This is a genomic window from Gordonia liuliyuniae (genome assembly GCF_021738805.1).
Classification (GTDB): domain Bacteria; phylum Actinomycetota; class Actinomycetes; order Mycobacteriales; family Mycobacteriaceae; genus Gordonia; species Gordonia liuliyuniae.
Genome location: NZ_JAKKOR010000011.1, coordinates 113,250 through 132,291 on the forward strand (window position 1 = coordinate 113,250; position 19,042 = coordinate 132,291).

The window sequence follows — 19,042 nt, forward strand, 5'->3', positions numbered from 1 at the left end:
ACTCGATCCTCTCGCGTGCTCGATTTACGTGAACGGGGGCCGGGACTCGACTCTCGACGCGGTTCGTCCGGCGGTTCGCCATGCACGGGCGATCACGTCGGTGTCCTCGGGCGTCAGCAGGTTGCCCATCACGCGGACCACCGTCGACATCAGCGTCGCCGATCGGATGCCGGGCCTACCCAGCACCGGCACGGTCTGAGGGAGCGTCAATAGTCCTGCCGCGCGACGAGCCGCCGCGAACACCGCCCCGTACTCGCGGCGTAGGTGTGCCGGCCACGCGGCGGAGAAATCGCTCGCGGTGTCGAGCATCGCGACCGCGGCTTCCGCGGTCTCCAACGCGTAGTCGATGCCCTCGCCGTTCAACGGGTTGACGCAGGCGGCGGCGTCGCCGATCAACATCCAGTTCGCGCCCGCTACGCCCGAGACCGCGCCGCCCATCGGCAGCAGCGCTGACGTGATGCGTTCGGGCGGCGCCGTCAGCGCCCATTCGTCGCCGACCATGCGGGCGTAGTGCTCCAACACCGGGCGTAGCGCCAGGGACGCGGGGCGCTTCGCCGTAGCCAACGCGCCGACGCCGACGTTCACGAGTCCCCCGCCCAGCGGGAACACCCAGCCGTACCCCGGCAGCAGTTCGTCGTCGGGGCCCCGCAACTCCAGATGCGATCCCATCCACTCGGCGTCCGACCGCTCCGAGAACGCATACGATCGCGCCGCGACGCCGTACGCCGTCTCCCGATGCCACTGCCGCCCCAGGGATTTGCCGAGGCCGGACCGGACGCCGTCCGCGACGATCACGTTCTGCACCGATATCTGCGATAGTGCACCGCCGCACGCGAGCGTCACCGACTCGATCCGGCCTCCCATCACCTGGACGCCGATCGCCTTGGTGCCCTGCACCATGCGGGCCCCGTGATCGACGGCAAAGCGGCGGATGGCGTCGTCGAGTTCCATCCGGGACACCGCGGTTCCGACCTCGCCGAACGGCGACGACGGCCACGCCACCTGCTGGCGTGCACCCCACCCGTTCAGTTCGAGTCCGCGGATGCGGGGACGGTCGGCCAGGAACTCGCCCATCCCGAGCGCGTTCATCGCCGAATGGGCGCGTGGTGTCAGGCCGTCGCCGCACGTCTTATCGCGCGGGAACACGGCCGCGTCGAGCAGGACGACGTCCATGCCTCGGCGAGCGGCGTGCGCGGCGGCGGCGGCGCCTGCCGGGCCGGCGCCGACCACCAGCAAGTCGGTGCTGTCCGGCATCGCGGGAGACGGATTGTCGTCGGCGGGCGGTACGGTCGTCACCCGACCAGTATGGCGTCCGCCGTCAGCGGCTAGGCTGCTGGTGTGCAGCGCCGCCCGAACCCGCGGTGGCAGGAACGGAACGAAGTGGGGCTCGAACACCAGTGAAGTCAACATTCGCCGGATTGGACCTCGGCACAGGCGAGTTCGCCGGACAGGTCCGGACCTCGCTTGCCGACGTCGAAGAACTGCTCCTCACCGAACTGTCGTCGGGCGACGAGATCCTCACCGAGGCCGCGACGCACCTTGCGAAGGCAGGCGGCAAACGATTCCGTCCCATGTTCGCGATCCTGGCGTCACACTTCGGCCCGGAACCGGAGAACCGCGACGTCATCACGTCGGCGACCGTCCTGGAGATGACGCACCTCGCGACGCTCTACCACGACGACGTCATGGACGAGGCTCCGATCCGTCGCGGAGCCCAGTCCGCGAACGCGCGCTGGTCCAACTCGGTGGCGATCCTGGCCGGCGACTTCCTGTTCGCCCGTGCGTCGCATCTGGTGTCGACGCTCGGTCCCGACGCCGTCCGCATCATCGCCGACACGTTCGCCGAGCTGGTCACCGGCCAGATGCGCGAGACGGTCGGTGCGCGAGGAGCAGACCCCGTCGACCACTATCTGCGTGTGGTCTGGGAAAAGACCGGCTCGTTGATCGCCGCCGCGGGACGGTTCGGCGCGATGTCGGCGGGCGCCGACGAGGCCAGCATCCAGACCCTGACCCGCCTCGGCGACATCATCGGAACCGCGTTCCAGGTGTCCGACGACATCATCGACATCGCTTCGGTGACCGGCGACTCCGGCAAGACCCCGGGCACTGATCTGCGCGAGGGCGTCCACACACTGCCCGTCATCTACGCCCTCGCAGGCGACGGACCCGACGCGGTTCGACTGACCGAGCTGCTCGTCGACCAGGCGACGGGAACACCGCGTGCGGTCACCGACGACGCCGAGGTCGACGAAGCGCTCCATCTGCTTGTCGCGTCGGACGGCATGACCGCGGCGCGCGCGAAACTACAGGAGATGTCTGAGGAGTCCGCGGCACTCCTCGCGACCCTCCCGGCCGGTGACGCCAACGACGCGTTCACCTCGCTCGTCCGCTACACGGTCGACCGCATCGGCTGAGACGCGACTATCACTTCCGTCTGGAACTGATTGTCTGCGCCTCGCGTTGAGAAGATAGACACCCTCGAACGCAAACAGGAGGCACGGTGCATTTCAACGGGCTCAAGACGGCTGCGTTGATGGGCGCCATGTCGGCGATCATCGTCGGCATCGGGGCAGCATTCGGCAACAAGACGATCCTGATCGTCGCTGTGCTGCTCGCGGTCGGCACCAACGCGTACGCCTATTTCAACAGTGCCAAGCTGTCGCTCAAAGCGATGCACGCGCAACCGGTGACAGAGGTCCAGGCGCCCGCTCTGTACCGGATCGTTCGAGAACTAGCGACGCAGGCGCACCAACCGATGCCCGCGCTGTACATCAGTCCGACGGAGTCGCCGAACGCCTTCGCGACCGGGCGGAACCCCAAGAACGCCGCCGTGTGCTGCACGTCCGGGATCATGGAGTTACTCACCGAACGCGAGCTGCGCGCCGTGCTCGGCCACGAGCTCTCGCACGTCTATAACCGCGACATCCTCATCAGCTCCATCGCGGGCGCGATGGCGGCGGTCATCACAGGGCTCGCGAACATGGCGATGTGGATGGGCATGTTCGGCGGCAACCGCGACAACGGTCCGGGCCCGTTCGCGATGATCCTCGTCTCGCTCCTCGGCCCCGTCGCCGCGGCGGTCATCCAGATGTCGGTCTCGCGCTCGCGTGAATTCCAGGCCGACCAGTCCGGTGCCGAGCTCACTGGCGACCCACTCGCACTCGCATCCGCCTTGAACAAGATCTCGGGCGGAATCCAGTCGGCCCCGCTGCCGCCGACCCCGGACCTGACGACCCAGTCGCATCTCATGATAGAGAGCCCGTTCCGGGCCGGTGAGAAGCTGTCCCGCTTCTTCTCCACCCACCCGCCGACCGAGGAACGCGTCGCCAGACTGCAGGACATGGCCCGCGAGATGGGGCAATAAACGCTTCACGGGTGCGGGCTCAGCAGTTCGTGACGCAGAGCGAAACGAGGTAGGTGGGGCGAAATGTCGTGAGGAGCCCTCCGCAGCGACGAGCCGCTAGGCGAGGAGCGAGGACTGCCGACGAACGATATTTCGCCCCACCTACCGGCGTCGAAACATCTACCGGTAGTTCACGAACTGCAGGGCAATCCCGAAATCGTCGCCCTTCAGCAGCGAGATCACCGACTGCAGATCGTCGCGCTTCTTGGACGAGACGCGCAGCTCGTCGCCCTGAATCTGCGCTTTGACGCCCTTGGGACCTTCGTCGCGAATCTTCTTGGAGATCTTCTTGGCGTGCTCGGAATCGATGCCTTCGACGATCTCGCCGGAGATCTTGAACGTCTTGCCAGAAGCGGCGGGTTCGCCCGCTTCGAACGCTTTGAGGGAGATGTCGCGGCGGATCAGCTTCTCTTTGAACACTTCGAGGGCGGCGAGGGCGCGCTCCTCGGCGTCGGAGGTGATCACGATCTTCTCTTCGCCCGACCAGTCGATGCCGGTGTTGGTGCCGCGGAAGTCGTACCGCTGCGACAGTTCTTTGCCCGCCTGGTTGAGTGCGTTGTCGACCTCCTGACGGTCGACCTTGCTCACGATGTCGAATGAGGAATCAGCCATGCACCGAAGAGTACACGGTGTCTGAGCAGCAGATTTGCATGGACGTGGGAGGTTCGTTGTATTCTAGTCGCCGTTGCCCTCACTGGGGTGTTCCTCGCATGCGTGGACGCCGAGGAGTGGGCGGCGAATGGCAGATTGCCCGAGCGGCCAAAGGGAGCGGATTGTAAATCCGTCGCGCAAGCTACATAGGTTCGAATCCTATATCTGCCACAAACGAGTCAACTCGTACAGATCTACGACGACCAGCGGTTTTGGTTTCTCGGTGTCCGTATGTGTAACCTCGTTGAGGCTCTTGAGTACACGGTGACGGTGACGTCGCCGGGTGTCAAGTACGCCCCCTTAGCTCAGTCGGTAGAGCGTTTCCATGGTAAGGAAAAGGTCGACGGTTCGATTCCGTCAGGGGGCTCGCTGGTTTCGCGGCCGTACGGCTTCGGGACCGACAGGGCGGTGTAGCTCAGCTGGTTAGAGCGCACGACTCATAATCGTGAGGTCGGGGGATCGAGTCCCCCCACCGCTACACATCGATCACCGGTGCACGCCCCGGCCCGAGGCAGGGCCGCGATACGGCCCGACAACTGCAAGACGCGAAAGTAGGCAAACAAAGTGGCTTCCTCAACCGATGTCCGGCCGAAGATCACCTTGGCATGCGAGGTGTGCAAGCACCGTAACTACATCACCAAGAAGAATCGGCGTAACAACCCTGACCGCCTCGAGCTGAAGAAGTTTTGCCCGAACTGTGGAACTCACCAGGCGCACAAAGAGTCGCGCTGACCTGAGCCGCGCTTCGCGCGTGCAGGAGACTTAACACTTTCGAAAGCGGGCCACCTCACGCGAGGTGGCCCGCTTTCGTGGTGTCCGGACGTGATGCCGACCGCGATGTGTAACGATCGTGTGCCACCCGTGTGTAACGATCAGGTGTCGGTTCATGTGGACACCGCGTGCGACGGAACGAACAAGAGAAGAGGGAAGTTCAGTCGGCACAGCCCTGCCGGCTGGCGTGGACAGCGGCCCACGACGGGGTGCCGTGTGAGGAGTGTGTGGGCGATGACAGATCAGATCGATGACCCAGAGATCCTGGCGCGGATCGCAAAACTGAAGTCCGGGGAGAAGATGACGCCGGAGGAGATCGCCGAACACACCAGGGCGATGGTCGGCTACAACTACACGGTCGACGACTTCTATGAGGTGGGACGAGAAGAGGTCCGTAAACATGCGCGGGCCGTCCAATCCGATCACCCGGCGCACTGGGATGAGAACGTCGCCGCCCGTCTCGGCCACGACACGCTGATTGCGGCGCCGACGTACATCTCGGTTCTCGGGATCATCGCGCAGCGTCGCCTCTTCGAGGACGTCGTCACCGGATACGACGTGTGGCAGGTGATGCAGAGCGACCAGCGGTTGATCTTCCACCAGCCGGTCAAGGTGGGCGACCGACTGGTCTGCGACGTCTCCCTCGAATCGTTCCGGCAGTCGATGGGCACCGACATGATGGTGACGAAGAACATCGTCTGGAACCAGCATCACGAGCCGGTGTTGACGACATTCACCTCGCTTGTCGCTCGGCCGTCGGTCGACGTCGACCCGGACGTCCTGGACAAGCTCGAGCACGTGATGATGACGATCGACCGTGAGCCACAGAGTGCGCAGACGGTCTTCGGGCCGTTCGAGCGCTACAACGATCCTGATCCGTCCGTCGAACCGAAGCCGTATGGGGCGATCGACTTCGATTCGCTCGAGGTCGGCCAGTCGTTGCCTGCGGTCACGAAGAAGCTGACGCTGGGCAATCTGGTGAACTTCGCGGGCGTTGCTGGCGACCCGAACCCGATCCACTTCTCGCCCGAGGTCGCCACGTCGGCGGGCCTGGACGGCATGGTGGCACACGGCATGCAGACGATGGGCATCGGCGCGAGCGTGATCAGCGACTTCGTCGGGGATCCGGCGGCCGTGTACGAATACAACGTGCGATTCACCAGTCCCGTCTACGTCCCCGCTGTCGGCTATGCGGAGATCGATTTCACCGGGAAGGTCAAATCGCTCGACCCGGGGACCCGGCGCGGTGTGATCGCACTCGTCGCCAAACAAGGCGATCGCAAGATTTTCGGCCGTGCGCAGGCCCATGTGCAATTCGCGTGACTGCGATCGAAGACGAGCGTGCAGCGCGTGCCCGCCTTCACCTGGTGTTACCGGGCGAAGTTGGGTCCGACCGCCGACGTGCTCTACACTAGTTGAGTCTGATGCTCTTTTAGACTTGCGCGCTGCCCAAAGGGTGGCGCGTTGGTGTTGTTAAGCGCTGGACGGTACCGGATGCGCATCCGGTACAAAGGGGCGTAGCTCAACTGGCAGAGCAGCGGTCTCCAAAACCGCAGGTTGCAGGTTCAAGTCCTGTCGCCCCTGCCCTCGGGCAGAATGCATACGAAGGGATCGGTGAGAAGGTGGCCAAGCGGGATCGCAAGGCCGGCGACGTCGACGACTCGATCGAGGTCGACGACATCCGGGCCGATGAACTGCGTCCGAGCGGCAAACGCTCAACGCGTGGTCGTCGGGCCGACAGCGGCACCGCAGTCGCGACCAAGTCGCGCGCCGCGGAAGCCGCACCATCGACCAGCCGAAACCCGTTCGTCCGCATCTGGGTGTTCCTCAAGCAGGTCGTCAGCGAGATGCGCAAGGTCGTGTGGCCGACGCGCAACGACATGGTCAACTACACGATCGCAGTGCTCGCGTTTCTCGTGGTCCTCACCGCGATCATCGCGGGCTTGGACATCGGTTTCGCGAAGCTGATGTTGCAGGTGTTCGGCTGACGGTCGGACCACACGCTGCGGGGCGGACCTCCCGGAGAACTAGCGGGCCTTTTCGGCCCGGTCTGAGAATGAAGGAGTTGGGCGCAGTGAGCACCCCGGAGAACGAAATCGAATCGCCGGAGGCCGGCGATGCGATGCCCGACGATGCTGTGCAGGCGGAGACCACGGTCGACGCCGCAGGTGCCGACCCCGTCGCCGATGCCGCGCCGGAGGCTGCTGAAACGACAGCCAACGCAGAAGAGGCCCCAGAAGCCGAAGCGGCAGAGCCTGAGGCTGCTGATCCTGAGGTCGAAGTCGACCCGGTCGCCGAATTCAAGGCGCAGCTGCGCCGCCAGCCGGGTGACTGGTACGTCATCCACTCGTACGCCGGGTACGAGAACAAGGTGAAGACCAACCTCGAGACCCGCGTCCAGAACCTCGACGTCGGCGACTACATCTTCCAGGTCGAAGTGCCGACCGAAGAGGTCACCGAGATCAAGAACGGCCAGCAGAAGAAGGTCAACCGCAAGGTGCTGCCGGGCTACATCCTGGTGCGCATGGAACTGAACGACGACTCGTGGAGCGCCGTCCGCAACACGCCGGGCGTCACCGGGTTCGTCGGCATGACTTCCCGTCCGTCGCCGCTGTCCCTGAAGGAAGTCCTTCAGTTCCTGATGCCGCGCGCAGAAGTGCGCAAGGCTCAGGCCGCGAAGGCGGCAGCGGACGCGGGCGAGAGCGTCGAGGAAGCCGCGGCAGCCGCGTCGAACCTCGTCGAGGTCGACTTCGAGGTCGGCGAGTCGGTGACTGTCATGGACGGACCGTTCGCGACTCTCCCGGCCTCGATCAGCGAGGTGAACACAGAACAGCGCAAGGTGAAGGTCCTGGTGTCGATCTTCGGCCGCGAAACGCCGGTCGAACTCGGTTTCAACCAGGTCGAGAAGATCTGACGGCCTTCCACCGAATGCGATGAAGAGACTTCCGCGTATCCAGCGTGCGCGGATCTGTAGGAAAAAGGACTAGAGGATATGCCTCCCAAGAAGAAGAAGAAGATCTCCGGGATCATCAAGCTCCAGATCCAGGCGGGCCAGGCCAACCCGGCTCCGCCCGTGGGTCCGGCGCTCGGCCAGCACGGCGTCAACATCATGGAGTTCTGCAAGGCGTACAACGCCGCGACCGAGAACCAGCGTGGAAACGTGATTCCGGTCGAGATCTTCGTGTACGAAGACCGCTCGTTCGACTTCAAGCTGAAGACCCCGCCGGCAGCCAAGCTGCTCCTGAAGGCCGCAGGCCTCCAGAAGGGTTCGGGTGTTCCGCACACGAACAAGGTCGGCAAGGTCTCGATGGACCAGGTCCGCGAGATCGCCAAGACCAAGGCCGAAGACCTGAACGCCAACGACGTCGACGCCGCCGCGAAGATCATCGCGGGCACCGCGCGTTCGATGGGCATCACCGTCGAAGGCTGATCCCGCCAACACCTCTGCCGTCAGGGCAGAGAACCAGTGACATCCGTGGGAGGGCCGTGCTCGGCCCATTAACCACTAACTCCCGCACTACGCGGGGAGAAGGAACAGAGCATGAGCAAGAAGAGCAAGGCCTACCAGGCCGCCGCCGAGAAGATCGATCGCGACAACCTGTACAGCCCGCTGGAGGCTGTAGAGCTCGCGAAAGACACGTCGTCGAAGAACACCGACTCGACCGTCGAGGTCGCCGTCCGCCTGGGCGTCGACCCGCGCAAGGCCGACCAGATGGTTCGCGGCACCGTCAACCTGCCGAACGGCACCGGTAAGACCGCCCGCGTCATCGTGTTCGCCGCAGGCGACAAGGCGAACGAAGCGACCGCCGCAGGCGCAGATGAGGTCGGCGCCGAGGACCTGATCGAGAAGATCCAGGGTGGTTGGCTCGACTTCGACGCCGCGATCGCCACCCCGGATCAGATGGCCAAGGTCGGCCGCATCGCGCGTGTCCTCGGCCCCCGCGGCCTGATGCCGAACCCGAAGACCGGCACCGTCACCAACGACGTGACCAAAGCTGTCAACGACATCAAGGGCGGCAAGATCAGCTTCCGCGTCGACAAGGCTGCGAACCTGCACTTCGTGATCGGCAAGGCGTCGTTCGACGCGAAGAAGCTCGCCGAGAACTACGGAGCCGCGTTCGACGAGATCCTGCGTGCGAAGCCGTCGGCTGCCAAGGGGCGCTACGTCAAGAAGGTCACGGTCTCGACCAACACCGGCCCGGGCATCCAGGTCGATCCGTCGGTGACCCGCAACTTCGCGGGCGAAGATCAGGCCTGAGAAGAACTGCGTACGAACGCATAGAACGAGATAGCGCGAGGGGCCCGGCACACGCTGCCGGGCCCTTCGTGCGTTCACCGGTACCGGTGAACGCATGAGGAGGGGCGATGGACGTCGTGGTGCTCGGCAGCGGAGCCGCTGACGGCTGGCCGAACCCGTTCTGCTCCTGCACGTCGTGCCTCGACGCGGCCGCACGACGGGAGATCCGCGGACAGACGGCTGCACTCGTCGATGACACCCTTCTGCTCGACTGCGGCCCGGAGACGCCGAGCGCGGCGACGCGGGCGGGTCGGTCGCTGGCGCGTGTACGAGTGCTGTTGGTCACACACGCGCACCCAGACCATCTCGGGCCGCAGGCTCTGCTGTGGCGGTCCTGGGTCTCCGGACTCGAGGAACTGTGCGTGGTCGGGCCGGCCGCCGCGCTAGAGGACTGCCGCGGTTGGGTGGGACCCGACGATCCCGTACGTTTCGTCGCCGTCGGTGCGGGCGATCGGCTCCGACTCGACGACTACGACATTCGCGTCCTCCCGGCCCGGCACCGTGTGTTCGTCGACGGTGACGCCGTGCTCTACGACGTGACCGGCCCCGACGGGACACGGCTGCTGTGGGCCACGGACACCGGGACGTGGCCGCGATCGTGGTTCGACGCGGTGGCCGACGCCCGGTACGACACGGTGTTCCTCGAAGAGACCTTCGGCGACCACGTCGTCGACTCGGTGGGGCACCTGGGGTTCGACGGCTTCTCCGAGATGGTCGGGTCCATGCGGCGGGTCGGGGCGGTCACCGACCGGACCGACGTCGTCGCGGTGCACCTGAGCCACCACAATCCGCCGTTCGACGAGCTCTCACGGCGGCTGGAGGCGGTGGGGGCGAGGCCCGGGCGCGATGGTGAGTGTGTGCGGGCAGGCGGATCGCTCCCAACTGGTCGGCGCGTGTTCGTCACCGGGGGAGCCCGGTCGGGCAAGTCACGGTACGCCGAGAACCTGTTCGCGGACGTGACCGATCTCGTCTACGTCGCTGCAGGCGGCCCGGCTGGCGGTGACCCTGAGTGGACGCGTCGCGTGGAACTCCATCAGCGGCGACGGCCCGCGTCGTGGACGACGCTCGAGACGACGCAGGTCACCGACCTCCTGTGCACGACGACGACTCCAGTGCTCGTCGACTGCCTGAGCACCTGGCTCAGCGCCCGACTCGACCACCACGGGGTCTGGGACAGCGGTGACTTGAGCGGTGTGCGCGACGATGTGGACCAACTCGTGACGGCTTGGGAGCAGTGCACGGTATCGGTGGTCGCGGTCAGCAACGAGGTCGGTAGCGGCGTCGTGCCCGCGACAGCGTCCGGACGATTGTTCCGCGATGAACTGGGACGTCTCAATGCGGCGATCGCGAACATCTCCGAGACCGTGGTGCTGATGGTGGCCGGACGTCCACTTGTCCTTTGACGTCCCCTTGCGGCTCCGCGCGCGACGTCACCGGCGACGAGCCTGTGGATAACGGGATCGACGGTCGGTGGCGTCGACCGATAACCTGTGGCGCATGCGCGACGACAGACTTCTGACCCGCATCGCGGGACTGCTCCGGCAGGCCGAAGGCACCGACAACGAGCACGAGGCCGAAGCGTTTATGGCGGCCGCGCAACGTCTGGCGACGGCGTCGTCCATTGACCTCGCGCTGGCTCGCGCGCACGATCGGTCGACGCGCACGGCGACGACGCCGATCACCCGTCAGGTGAGCATCGGAGAGAAGGGTAAACGGGGACTCAAGACGTACGTGCAATTGTTCGTGCAGATCGCGCGCGCGAACGATCTGACCGTCGATGTGGCGTCGAACTCGACGTTCGTCATCGCCTACGGGTTCGAAGTGGACATTGACACGACCGAGGCGCTGTACACGTCCTTGGTGATCCAGATGGTCGCAGCCAGCGACGCCTATCTGAAGTCGGGTACATACAAGCGGGAGACCGCACGCCAGGTGGTCACCGTCGGCGACGGATACTTTCGGCGCCGGGCGGTCGCTGAGAAGCCGCTGTCGCCGATCACCGCCCGCCTGAACTTCCAGTCGGGGTTCGCCGAACGCATCGGGGCGCGGCTGGTCCGGGCGCGGGACGAGCAGCGCGCCGAAGCCGTCGCGGCCGAGACGACGGCCGCCGGCTCCACCGAGGTCGCGTTGCGTGACAAGGAGGTGGAGATCCGCGACTTCTACCGGCACTCCTCGTCGGCGCGAGGGACGTGGCGTCCGTCGTCGGCGCGGTCCGGGTATTCGGTTGCGGCCCGGCAGGCCGGAGATCAGGCGGGCCGACGCGCCCGCATCGGAGCGGACCACACGTTGCCCGGGGCCCGCGGCGCGATCGACCGGTGACGCGCGACGTCGACCGATCGGCGGTCTATGCGGCCGAACAACTCGTCCGTGCGATGGTCGAGCGGGCCGGTTCGTCGCGGACGGTGCAGATCGCGGGTGCGGAGCTGACTCTGCCACCGGAAGCCAGATTCTCGTCGGTCGACGCAGTCCGGCGGTACGTCGACGATGTGCTCGCGTTGCCGAGCGTGTGCGAGAGCTTTCCGCAGGCGCAGCGGCCCGTCACGGTGCGGCGACGGCGGGGGAGCACCGCGGCCCACTACGAACGCGACGGCGGTGTGATCGCCGTGCCCGAGTCGGTAAACGGCGCCTGGGCGATGCGGGAGTTGGTGGTCCTGCACGAGATCGCGCATCACGTCGACCCGGTGGGGGCGCCGGCGCACGGCCGTGGCTTCGTGGACACCCTCATCGAACTCGTCGGACTCGTCCTCGGACCGGAGACCGCGCTCGTCTACCGCGTGGTGTTCGGCGACAGCGGACTGCTGTGACCGCTCAGCGAGCCGAGGCCAGTCGCACCACCGGCACCGGGTCGGCCCCGAGGTCGCCGTCGGCCTGGAACGTCAGATAGCTGGGCTTAGTCGGGTCCAGGACCAGCCGTTGCCTGCGGCCACGCGCTTTGATCAGGTCGGGGACGATGGTCAGATACCGGGGGAGGCTCGCCGCGTAGACGTCGACGCGCAGCCGATGGCCGGTTGCGAGGACCACGTCCGTCGGGACGAGGTCGACGTCGATCCGCACCGGCTCGTCGGCCGGTACCGGGAGCCGGCGAATGCGGGACAGATAGTGGACGGCGTCGAGTAGGACGCCGTCGTCGGTGTACGTGCACCGTGACGGATCGAGTGCGCGGTTGGACGCCGTCAACGCTCCGTTCGTCAACACGCGCGACGAGCCGTCGGGAGCGACGTCGTTGACGGTGACCGCCCAGATGCCCTCGTGCGCGGTCGTCGAGACGTTCAACCGCAGATTCATCTGGCCGGACACCTGCGTGGGGGCAGCGACCGGTTCACTGGTGAACGACAGTCCGCCTGCCTCCTGGAAACGCGCGTCGGTCGAGAACTTTTCGCCGAGCACGATGGCGGCGCCCGCGGTGACCTGGGCGATGTCGCGGGAGACGAACCCACGCAGGTCCGGGGTGATGCGGAGGGTGCGTCGTCGGGACGCAGGGGAGGGCCGGAGACTGCCGTCGTGCCGTGCATGGTCTGCGGTCCCAGACGGCTCCTCGGTCAGGAAGAGTCGGCGCGGTGTGACGCCGGTGCGGGGGAAGGCGTCACCGCACGACCAACTGCCGCCCTGCTGGTGCATGGTCACCGGGCCGTAACCGTCGACGTCGTTGTCGATGCCTTTGAGCCACTTGTCGAACCAGGCGCGTTCCAGGACGTCCAGGCGCGGCGGGCGTCCGGGTGCGCCGTGATCGCACCCGGGGTCGAGATGATAGCCGTCTGCCACGAGCATCTGCTTGCGGCCGGGGGCCATCTGGAGCTTGGCGTACACGCGGGTGGCGCTGCGGCCGAACAGATCGTGCCAGCCGCCCACAGTGAACGTGGGGCACTCGATCTGCTCGACTTTCGGGTTGCGTTCATCGAAGTACGGGTCGTCGAAGATCCGGTCGTCGCGTGCGGTCAGGAAACCCCAGATCAGCGACGGCATCTCCGAGGCTGGCGACTTCAACCGGTCGCGCAGCCAGAGGTACGCGTCGCCGCGCAGCACGTCGGCGACGCCGGTCGCCGGATTCGGCAGCCATTTCAGTCCGTTGACGAGGGCCAACCACAGCGGGATGAACGCCGACGGCATCCCGCCGGTCAGGTAGACATCGCGGACGATGTCCTCGCCGCCCTCGACGGCGAAGACCGCTTTGAGCGCGGGCGGACGGAGCCCGGCGGCCTGCAGCGAGTTGATCGCCGAGTACGACCACCCGGTCATGCCGACGTTTCCGTCGCACCACGGCTGACGGCTGAGCCAGTCGATGACCTCCACCGAATCCTGCTGTTCGCGCGGCGACAGGATCTCCCATCGGCCGTGTGACGAGCCCGTGCCGCGAACGTCGACGATCACCTGGGTGTAGCCGGAACGGACTAGGTTGCGGTTGATGCCGAACACGTCCCACAAGCCGGTACCAAAGGTGCGGCCGATCCGGGAGAGCCCGTCTCCGAGCGGCAGCGACGCGCTCGCGGTCCGGACCACGCGGCCGATCGCGGGCGCGTGCAGCGTGTGGTCGATGGAGTCGATGACCGCCCGGTTGTACGGGTTGATGTTCAAGACGGCCGGGAACGGGGTCCGGACTGGCTGGCCGAGGAGATTGGCCGGGCGGACGACGGTCGCCCGCAGCCGTGTCCCGTCCGACATCGTCAGGGTGACGCTGCGATCAATGTGCACTCGCGGGTACGGCTGACTGCCGTCGACGGCGTCGCGCCAGGCTCGGGCGGTCTCGCCGCCGTCGGCGTTCGGCTGCAGTCGGGCAGATCCCCGGTCTGCCCCCGCGAACGCGTCGTAGTCCAAGTCGAGTGTCATCGCGTCACTCACCCTCCCGCCGACCGAAGCCGGCCATGTGGCACACGTCACCAAAAGTGTTGCTGTCCCAATTAAAAACGACGGCGTTCCAGATGCCTAACCCGGGGTGGAAACGATGTCCTCCGGTGATCCGATCGTGACCGCGACCGCGGCTTCAAGGAGTATCGTCCCGGCGATCTGTACGGACATGTCGCGTTCCGGCGTCTTCGACGATGCGACCGCCCCGCCGTGCCTGCGGCCTGCGGGGCCGACCGCCGTCGGGACCACGGCGGGCACTCGCCAATCGTGGCCGAACACGGGGAGGTGTTCGTGCTCGGCCCGGTTGGCCCATGCCGCGTCAGCGCTGGCGGTGACGATCCACGCGGCCCGTTCCCGAATCGAGACTGACTCGGGGCCGTCGTCGGTCAGGTCGGTGGCGACGAATGCCAGATAGCGCGCGAGGATGCCTCCGAACAGGCCGCCGTCCCCGCCGCCCGCGGCGTGGATGACGCCGTCGGTGGTGAATCGGTCGGCCACGGCGGTCAACAGGGCGTCGATGCGGTGCAGTCGCGCGCGGTCGCCGGTGTGGCGGTATGTCTGTGTCTGCGCGGCGAGCGCCACGCCCTGACAGTAGGTGTACAGCGAGTCGTCGAGTTCGCACGTGCCGTCCGCGTGACACCAGAGCCCGTCCGCGATCAGCCCGGATGGCAGCCGGAGATGCTCGTCCATCCAGTCGGCCATCGCGATTGACCGTTCGATGCGATCGGTTCGGGACAGCAGGACCGCGGCGGGCCCGTTCGCAGGTGCGTTGAAGAATGTGTCGGTGGTGCGCCACGGGATGCCGCCGCCCGCGTCCGGCGCCCAGGCGTCGTACACCCGGTCGCGCAGGACGCGCAACGCCCGCGGGCGGCAGCTCGCGGCGCCTGGCCCCAGGTGGCGCTCCACCCGCTCGATCGCGAGACCGAGCCACGCCATGTCGTCGTAGTACGAATTGGTCCATCTGCCGGCGTTGCGGAAGCGGATCCCGCGCAACAGTGCTGTCGCATCGCGCTCGCACCGGGCGTCGTCGCGGTGGATCGCGCCGTCGACGAGGACGTCCACCAGGTGTGCCTGCCACCAGTAGTTCCACGAGGCCGTGAGACGCTCCTTCGACAGCGGCCGCCCGGCAGGCGGCCATGCGACCCGGCCGATCCGGGTGCCCGGAACCCATCCGCCGAGCCTGCGGAGGTGGCGAACGCGCAGCGCCTGCTGAGCTGCGGCGGCCCGACGCTGCGCCGATTCGACTTCTGCGGCCATGGACGTTAGCCTATTAGCCGGTACATCGAGTTCGCTCGATGTACCGAGTTCAACCAGAGACCGTTGGTCGTCGGGAACGAAGTTTCCGATCGAAGGTCCGGCGAGAGTCGGCGACCCACGCAGGATGAACGTGGAGTACTCCTCACGCTATGCGCTGAGTTCTTGTTCGCCCCGTGCCTCCTGCGCCGGGGCGTTTTTCTTTTGGCCAGCCTCCGATCGCGAATCGCCGCTCTCACGGCACGACGGCCTGGGTCCGATTCGGTCCCTTAACCCGGACCGACGTGAAGTGACACGAGAGGAGGCGAAGTATGGCTAACGCCGAAAAGGTTTCTGCAGTCGCAGAGATCGCCGAGCAGTTCAAGGGCTCCGACGCGGCAGTGGTCACGGAATACCGTGGTCTGACCGTCACCCAGCTGGGGACCCTGCGTCGCTCGCTCGGTGAAGGTGCAACCTACTCCGTCGCCAAGAACACCCTCGTCAAGCGTGCTGCCGAAGAGGCAGGCGTCGAGGGCCTCGACGAGCTGTTCACCGGTCCGACCGCGATCGCATTCATCCAGGGCGAGTTTCCCGAAGCCGCCAAGGCGATGAAGACGTTCGCCAAGGAGAACAAGAACCTTGTCATCAAGGGCGGGTACATGGACGGCCGCGCGCTGTCCGTGGCCGAGGTCGAACAGATCGCCGACCTTGAGTCCCGTGAGGTTCTGTTGGCGAAGCTCGCCGGTGCCATGAAGGGCAACTTGGCAAAGGCTGCAGGGCTGTTCAACCAGCCTGCGTCGCAGGTCGCGCGTCTTGCCGCGGCACTGCAGGAGAAGCAGGAGGCTTCGGGCGACGCCGCCTGAGTCACCGCTGCTCCAATCCGATCGGTTCGCCGATCACCACCCATGATCGAGCCTGCACCGCAGGCGCCCCCGCACCGGCGGGGAATTACGGAAGGACGCCACCATGGCGAAGCTCACCGCTGACGAGCTCATCGAGCAGTTCAAGGAACTGACCCTGCTGGAGCTCAGCGATTTCGTGAAGAAGTTCGAAGATGTCTTCGAGGTCACCGCTGCTGCTCCGGTCGCCGTCGCTGCTGCCGGTGCTCCGGCCGCCGGCGCGGAAGCCGCTGCCGAGCAGGACGAGTTCGACGTCGTGCTTGAGGGCGCGGGCGACAAGAAGATCCAGGTCATCAAGGTCGTGCGTGAGGTCGTCGCCGGCCTGGGCCTGAAGGAAGCCAAGGACCTCGTCGAGAGCGCTCCGAAGGCCCTCCTGGAGAAGGTCAGCAAGGAAGACGCCGAGGCCGCCAAGGCCAAGCTCGAAGAGGCCGGCGCCTCCATCTCGCTCAAGTGATCTGATGCGCCGTTCGGCGCACCGGTCACCACGCGTGGCTTGATACGGGCGAGGCCCGCAGGGAGACCTGCGGGCCTCGCCTTTTTCCATGCTCGCCTGTCCCGGTGTCGCCCGGTCAGCCGTCGAGTGGCGGCAGTCTCAGCATCGGGGGCCAAAGAGTCGGGCGTCACTTGGTGTACGGCGCTTCTTCGCGTATTCTCAGACCACCGAGAAGTTACTGCTCAGTAGGGCGGTTGTGAGAAGGCTTTCGCCAGTTCCGATGGTGTGTACCGCTGGTCACGTGCGTTAGAGTGACCGCAGCCACAAAGGGCACGCCGGGGCGAGCGAGGACGCTTGAAGACTGCGACTACGGATGGACGCGGTGGCTGGACCGGTGAATGAACGTCTGGAGGGACGCAGTGGGAGTTGAGGTCACGGTCGAGGGACTTACGAAGTCGTTCGGCTCGCAGAACATCTGGAGAGACGTCAGTCTGACGTTGCCTGCCGGTGAGGTCAGTGCTCTGCTGGGCCCGTCGGGTACGGGTAAGTCGGTGTTCTTGAAGACGCTCATCGGTCTGCTCCACCCTGAGCAGGGGTCGGTGGTCATCGACGGCACCGACATCACGCAGTGTTCGGCCAAGGAACTCTACGAGATCCGTAAGCTGTTCGGCGTCCTGTTCCAGGACGGTGCGTTGTTCGGTTCGATGAGCCTGTACGACAACATCGCGTTCCCGCTTCGTGAGCACACGAAGAAGAAGGAAGACGAGATCCGCAAGATCGTCCTGGACAAGGTCGAGTTGGTCGGTCTGACCGGTGCTGAGGACAAGCTGCCCGGCGAGATCTCCGGTGGTATGCGCAAGCGTGCCGGCCTGGCCCGCGCCCTCGTGCTCGATCCGGAGATCATCCTGTGTGATGAGCCGGACTCCGGTCTGGACCCGGTGCGTACCGCCTATATCTCGCAGTTGTTGATCGACATCAATGCCGAGATCGACGCGACGATCATGGTGGTCACGCACAACATCAACATCGCTCGTACGATCCCGGACAACATCGGCATGCTGTTCCGCAAGGAACTGGTGATGTTCGGTCCGCGTGAACAGTTGCTGACGTCGGAGCAGCCGGTCGTCAAGCAGTTCCTGGCCGGTGACCGCTTCGGTCCGATCGGCATGTCCGAGGAGAAGGACGAGGCAGCAGCGGCGGCCGAGGCTGCGATGCAGGCCGCGGGCATCTCCGGCGGCGGTACCAAGGACGACTTCTCCGAGATCATTCCGCAGGTCCAGCCCAACCCGGGCATGCCGGTCCGCAAGGCCGCGATCCGGCACCGTGCCAACGTGCTCGGGATGCTGCACACGCTGCCCGCCAACGCGCAGGAAGCGATCCACAACTCAATCGCCGCCGAGGACCGTCAGGCCGCCGAGGCGCCGGAGACCTCGACCACGCTGGTCGCGCTCGCCGCGACCGACTTCAACGACCCCGACGTCGGAAAGACCGGCCTGCCCGGCGGACCGGAAGGCGTCTACGTCGAGCCGACCCACGTCCACGACGTGGGCGCCAACGCGCGGACCGAGGAAGTCACCCGACCCGACCTGGCGAAGACCGCAGCCGCGCAGCCAGCAGGCGACGACGCCTTCACCCAGCCGATCGACACCTCCGCCATCGAGACGGCTATCAACGATCAGTCGAATGGACAGGGGAGTAACCAGGCATGACGAGTGCCACCACGCGTGGCGTCGACAAAGTCGCGAATGCCGGAGAGGGCGCGCTCGCCCAGACCGGCAATATCGTCCAGCTGTTCGTCGACGTCGCACGCCAGCTCTTCGTGCGTCCGTTTCAGCTGCGCGAGTTCATTCAGCAGGCCTGGTTCATCGCCAGCGTCACGATCCTTCCGACGGCGCTCATCGCGATCCCGTTCGGTGCGATCGTCTCGCTGCAGACCGGTTCGCTGATCAAGCAGCTCGGCGCTGAATCATATACAGGTGCGGCCAGCGTGCTGGTCGTCGTGCAACAGGGGTCACCGCTGGTGACGTCGCTGTTGGTGGCGGGCGCCGCCGGTTCGGCCGTGGCGGCCGACCTCGGGTCGCGCACCATTCGTGAAGAGATCGACGCGATGGAGGTGCTGGGCATCAATCCCATCCAGCGTCTCGTCGTGCCACGCGTGTTGGCGATGGTTCTGGTCGCCGTGCTGCTGAACGGCCTCGTCGCCGTGGTCGGCATCGGCGGCGGATACTTCTTCAACGTCGTTGTCCAAGGCGGCACGCCAGGTGCCTACCTGGCCTCGTTCGGTGCGCTCGCGCAGCTTCCGGACCTTTACATCTCGACGCTCAAAGCCGCGATCTTCGGTGTGATCGCCGGTGTGATCGCCGCGTATAAGGGCCTCAACCCGAAGGGCGGGCCGAAGGGCGTCGGCGAAGCGGTGAACCAGAGTGTCGTGGTGGCGTTCCTGCTGCTGTTCTTCGCGAACCTCATCATTACCGCCGTGTTCCTGCAGATCGTTCCGCCGAAGGTAGGTTAGT

At 66.0% G+C, this 19,042-nt stretch carries 19 protein-coding genes and 4 tRNA genes; 19 read left to right on the top strand and 4 right to left on the bottom strand.

Translation table 11 applies throughout. From position 1 onward, the window contains the following. Positions 1 to 24: 24 nt before the first annotated feature. Positions 25 to 1,254: a geranylgeranyl reductase family protein gene (locus tag L5G33_RS14585; protein ID WP_236999159.1), complete on the bottom strand. Its 1,230-nt coding sequence runs from the start codon at positions 1,252 to 1,254 to the stop codon at positions 25 to 27. Positions 1,255 to 1,397: 143 nt separating this feature from the next. Here L5G33_RS14585 and L5G33_RS14590 point away from each other — a divergent pair, with 143 nt between their 5' ends. Together L5G33_RS14590 and htpX are read left to right on the top strand one after the other, a co-directional pair. Next, positions 1,398 to 2,414, top strand: coding sequence for a polyprenyl synthetase family protein (locus tag L5G33_RS14590; RefSeq protein ID WP_236998921.1), 1,017 nt, complete (start codon positions 1,398 to 1,400; stop codon positions 2,412 to 2,414). A gap of 86 nt (positions 2,415 to 2,500) precedes the next feature. Continuing rightward, positions 2,501 to 3,364 carry a zinc metalloprotease HtpX gene (gene htpX / locus L5G33_RS14595; protein WP_236998922.1) on the top strand — a complete coding sequence of 288 codons (864 nt, stop codon included), beginning with the start codon at positions 2,501 to 2,503 and terminating at the stop codon, positions 3,362 to 3,364. 159 nt (positions 3,365 to 3,523) lie between these two features. Here htpX and L5G33_RS14600 read toward each other — a convergent pair whose 3' ends face one another. Continuing rightward, positions 3,524 to 4,015: a YajQ family cyclic di-GMP-binding protein gene (locus L5G33_RS14600; RefSeq protein WP_236998923.1), complete on the bottom strand. Its 492-nt coding sequence runs from the start codon at positions 4,013 to 4,015 to the stop codon at positions 3,524 to 3,526. A 129-nt stretch (positions 4,016 to 4,144) separates the two neighbouring features. On the opposite strand from L5G33_RS14600, the gene L5G33_RS14605 reads away from it, so the two are divergent. The 13 genes from L5G33_RS14605 (at position 4,145) to L5G33_RS14665 (ending at position 11,926) form a co-directional block, all read left to right on the top strand. Further along, positions 4,145 to 4,225, top strand: a tRNA-Tyr gene (locus L5G33_RS14605). A gap of 123 nt (positions 4,226 to 4,348) precedes the next feature. Beyond that, a tRNA-Thr gene (locus tag L5G33_RS14610) sits at positions 4,349 to 4,421 on the top strand. A gap of 37 nt (positions 4,422 to 4,458) precedes the next feature. Then, positions 4,459 to 4,532, top strand: a tRNA-Met gene (locus L5G33_RS14615). A gap of 86 nt (positions 4,533 to 4,618) precedes the next feature. Next, complete coding sequence (gene rpmG / locus L5G33_RS14620) at positions 4,619 to 4,786, top strand: 50S ribosomal protein L33 (RefSeq protein WP_183369950.1); 168 nt, start codon at positions 4,619 to 4,621, stop codon at positions 4,784 to 4,786. 273 nt (positions 4,787 to 5,059) lie between these two features. Continuing rightward, positions 5,060 to 6,148, top strand: a complete 1,089-nt coding sequence (locus tag L5G33_RS14625) for a fused (3R)-hydroxyacyl-ACP dehydratase subunits HadA/HadB (protein ID WP_236998924.1) — start codon at positions 5,060 to 5,062, stop codon at positions 6,146 to 6,148. Positions 6,149 to 6,336: 188 nt separating this feature from the next. Beyond that, a tRNA-Trp gene (locus L5G33_RS14630) sits at positions 6,337 to 6,409 on the top strand. Between the two features lie 38 nt (positions 6,410 to 6,447). Beyond that, entirely contained in the window at positions 6,448 to 6,813 is a 366-nt protein-coding gene (secE, locus tag L5G33_RS14635) for a preprotein translocase subunit SecE (RefSeq protein ID WP_236998925.1), read from the top strand. 86 nt (positions 6,814 to 6,899) lie between these two features. After that, on the top strand, positions 6,900 to 7,739 hold the full coding sequence (gene nusG / locus L5G33_RS14640; protein ID WP_236998926.1) for a transcription termination/antitermination protein NusG: 840 nt from the start codon (positions 6,900 to 6,902) through the stop codon (positions 7,737 to 7,739). A 78-nt stretch (positions 7,740 to 7,817) separates the two neighbouring features. Further along, on the top strand, positions 7,818 to 8,255 hold the full coding sequence (gene rplK / locus L5G33_RS14645) for a 50S ribosomal protein L11 (protein WP_236998927.1): 438 nt from the start codon (positions 7,818 to 7,820) through the stop codon (positions 8,253 to 8,255). A 111-nt stretch (positions 8,256 to 8,366) separates the two neighbouring features. Further along, positions 8,367 to 9,083: a 50S ribosomal protein L1 gene (gene rplA, locus L5G33_RS14650; RefSeq protein ID WP_236998928.1), complete on the top strand. Its 717-nt coding sequence runs from the start codon at positions 8,367 to 8,369 to the stop codon at positions 9,081 to 9,083. A 107-nt stretch (positions 9,084 to 9,190) separates the two neighbouring features. Continuing rightward, positions 9,191 to 10,525, top strand: a complete 1,335-nt coding sequence (locus L5G33_RS14655) for a bifunctional adenosylcobinamide kinase/adenosylcobinamide-phosphate guanylyltransferase (protein ID WP_236998929.1) — start codon at positions 9,191 to 9,193, stop codon at positions 10,523 to 10,525. Positions 10,526 to 10,619: 94 nt separating this feature from the next. Next, positions 10,620 to 11,441 (top strand): DUF2786 domain-containing protein, encoded by an 822-nt coding sequence (locus L5G33_RS14660; protein WP_236998930.1) that lies wholly within the window; start codon positions 10,620 to 10,622, stop codon positions 11,439 to 11,441. A gap of 53 nt (positions 11,442 to 11,494) precedes the next feature. Beyond that, the gene (locus tag L5G33_RS14665; protein WP_236999160.1) at positions 11,495 to 11,926 is read left to right on the top strand and encodes a TIGR04338 family metallohydrolase; all 432 of its coding nucleotides are present in this window, start codon (positions 11,495 to 11,497) and stop codon (positions 11,924 to 11,926) included. A 4-nt stretch (positions 11,927 to 11,930) separates the two neighbouring features. Here the strand turns inward: L5G33_RS14665 and L5G33_RS14670 are convergent, their stop codons facing one another. Then, positions 11,931 to 13,946, bottom strand: coding sequence for a CocE/NonD family hydrolase (locus L5G33_RS14670; RefSeq protein WP_236998932.1), 2,016 nt, complete (start codon positions 13,944 to 13,946; stop codon positions 11,931 to 11,933). Positions 13,947 to 14,042: 96 nt separating this feature from the next. Continuing rightward, positions 14,043 to 15,221 (bottom strand): glycoside hydrolase family 76 protein, encoded by a 1,179-nt coding sequence (locus tag L5G33_RS14675; protein WP_236998933.1) that lies wholly within the window; start codon positions 15,219 to 15,221, stop codon positions 14,043 to 14,045. A gap of 308 nt (positions 15,222 to 15,529) precedes the next feature. On the opposite strand from L5G33_RS14675, the gene rplJ reads away from it, so the two are divergent. The 4 genes from rplJ to L5G33_RS14695 all read left to right on the top strand — a co-directional run bounded on the left by rplJ (position 15,530) and on the right by L5G33_RS14695 (position 19,041). Beyond that, positions 15,530 to 16,060: a 50S ribosomal protein L10 gene (gene rplJ, locus L5G33_RS14680; protein ID WP_236998934.1), complete on the top strand. Its 531-nt coding sequence runs from the start codon at positions 15,530 to 15,532 to the stop codon at positions 16,058 to 16,060. Between the two features lie 103 nt (positions 16,061 to 16,163). Beyond that, complete coding sequence (rplL, locus tag L5G33_RS14685; RefSeq protein ID WP_236998935.1) at positions 16,164 to 16,550, top strand: 50S ribosomal protein L7/L12; 387 nt, start codon at positions 16,164 to 16,166, stop codon at positions 16,548 to 16,550. Positions 16,551 to 16,948: 398 nt separating this feature from the next. Further along, a complete protein-coding gene (locus tag L5G33_RS14690) occupies positions 16,949 to 18,238 on the top strand; it encodes an ABC transporter ATP-binding protein (RefSeq protein WP_236998936.1) in 1,290 nt (429 codons plus the stop codon). Next, a complete protein-coding gene (locus tag L5G33_RS14695) occupies positions 18,235 to 19,041 on the top strand; it encodes an MlaE family ABC transporter permease (RefSeq protein WP_236998937.1) in 807 nt (268 codons plus the stop codon). Before L5G33_RS14690 ends, L5G33_RS14695 begins: the two co-directional genes overlap by 4 nt. The last annotated feature ends 1 nt before the right edge of the window (position 19,042 follow it).

Bases quoted from the DNA above. Each gene is read 5' to 3' on its own strand.
- L5G33_RS14585 (WP_236999159.1), bottom strand. From the start codon at position 1,254: ATGCCGGACAGCACCGACTTGCTGGTGGTCGGCGCCGGCCCGGCAGGC.
- L5G33_RS14600 (WP_236998923.1), bottom strand. From the start codon at position 4,015: ATGGCTGATTCCTCATTCGACATCGTGAGCAAGGTCGACCGTCAGGAG.
- L5G33_RS14625 (WP_236998924.1), top strand. From the start codon at position 5,060: ATGACAGATCAGATCGATGACCCAGAGATCCTGGCGCGGATCGCAAAA.
- rplK (WP_236998927.1), top strand. From the start codon at position 7,818: ATGCCTCCCAAGAAGAAGAAGAAGATCTCCGGGATCATCAAGCTCCAG.
- rplA (WP_236998928.1), top strand. From the start codon at position 8,367: ATGAGCAAGAAGAGCAAGGCCTACCAGGCCGCCGCCGAGAAGATCGAT.
- L5G33_RS14655 (WP_236998929.1), top strand. From the start codon at position 9,191: ATGGACGTCGTGGTGCTCGGCAGCGGAGCCGCTGACGGCTGGCCGAAC.
- L5G33_RS14660 (WP_236998930.1), top strand. From the start codon at position 10,620: ATGCGCGACGACAGACTTCTGACCCGCATCGCGGGACTGCTCCGGCAG.
- L5G33_RS14665 (WP_236999160.1), top strand. From the start codon at position 11,495: ATGGTCGAGCGGGCCGGTTCGTCGCGGACGGTGCAGATCGCGGGTGCG.
- L5G33_RS14670 (WP_236998932.1), bottom strand. From the start codon at position 13,946: ATGACACTCGACTTGGACTACGACGCGTTCGCGGGGGCAGACCGGGGA.
- L5G33_RS14675 (WP_236998933.1), bottom strand. From the start codon at position 15,221: ATGGCCGCAGAAGTCGAATCGGCGCAGCGTCGGGCCGCCGCAGCTCAG.
- rplJ (WP_236998934.1), top strand. From the start codon at position 15,530: ATGGCTAACGCCGAAAAGGTTTCTGCAGTCGCAGAGATCGCCGAGCAG.
- rplL (WP_236998935.1), top strand. From the start codon at position 16,164: ATGGCGAAGCTCACCGCTGACGAGCTCATCGAGCAGTTCAAGGAACTG.
- L5G33_RS14695 (WP_236998937.1), top strand. From the start codon at position 18,235: ATGACGAGTGCCACCACGCGTGGCGTCGACAAAGTCGCGAATGCCGGA.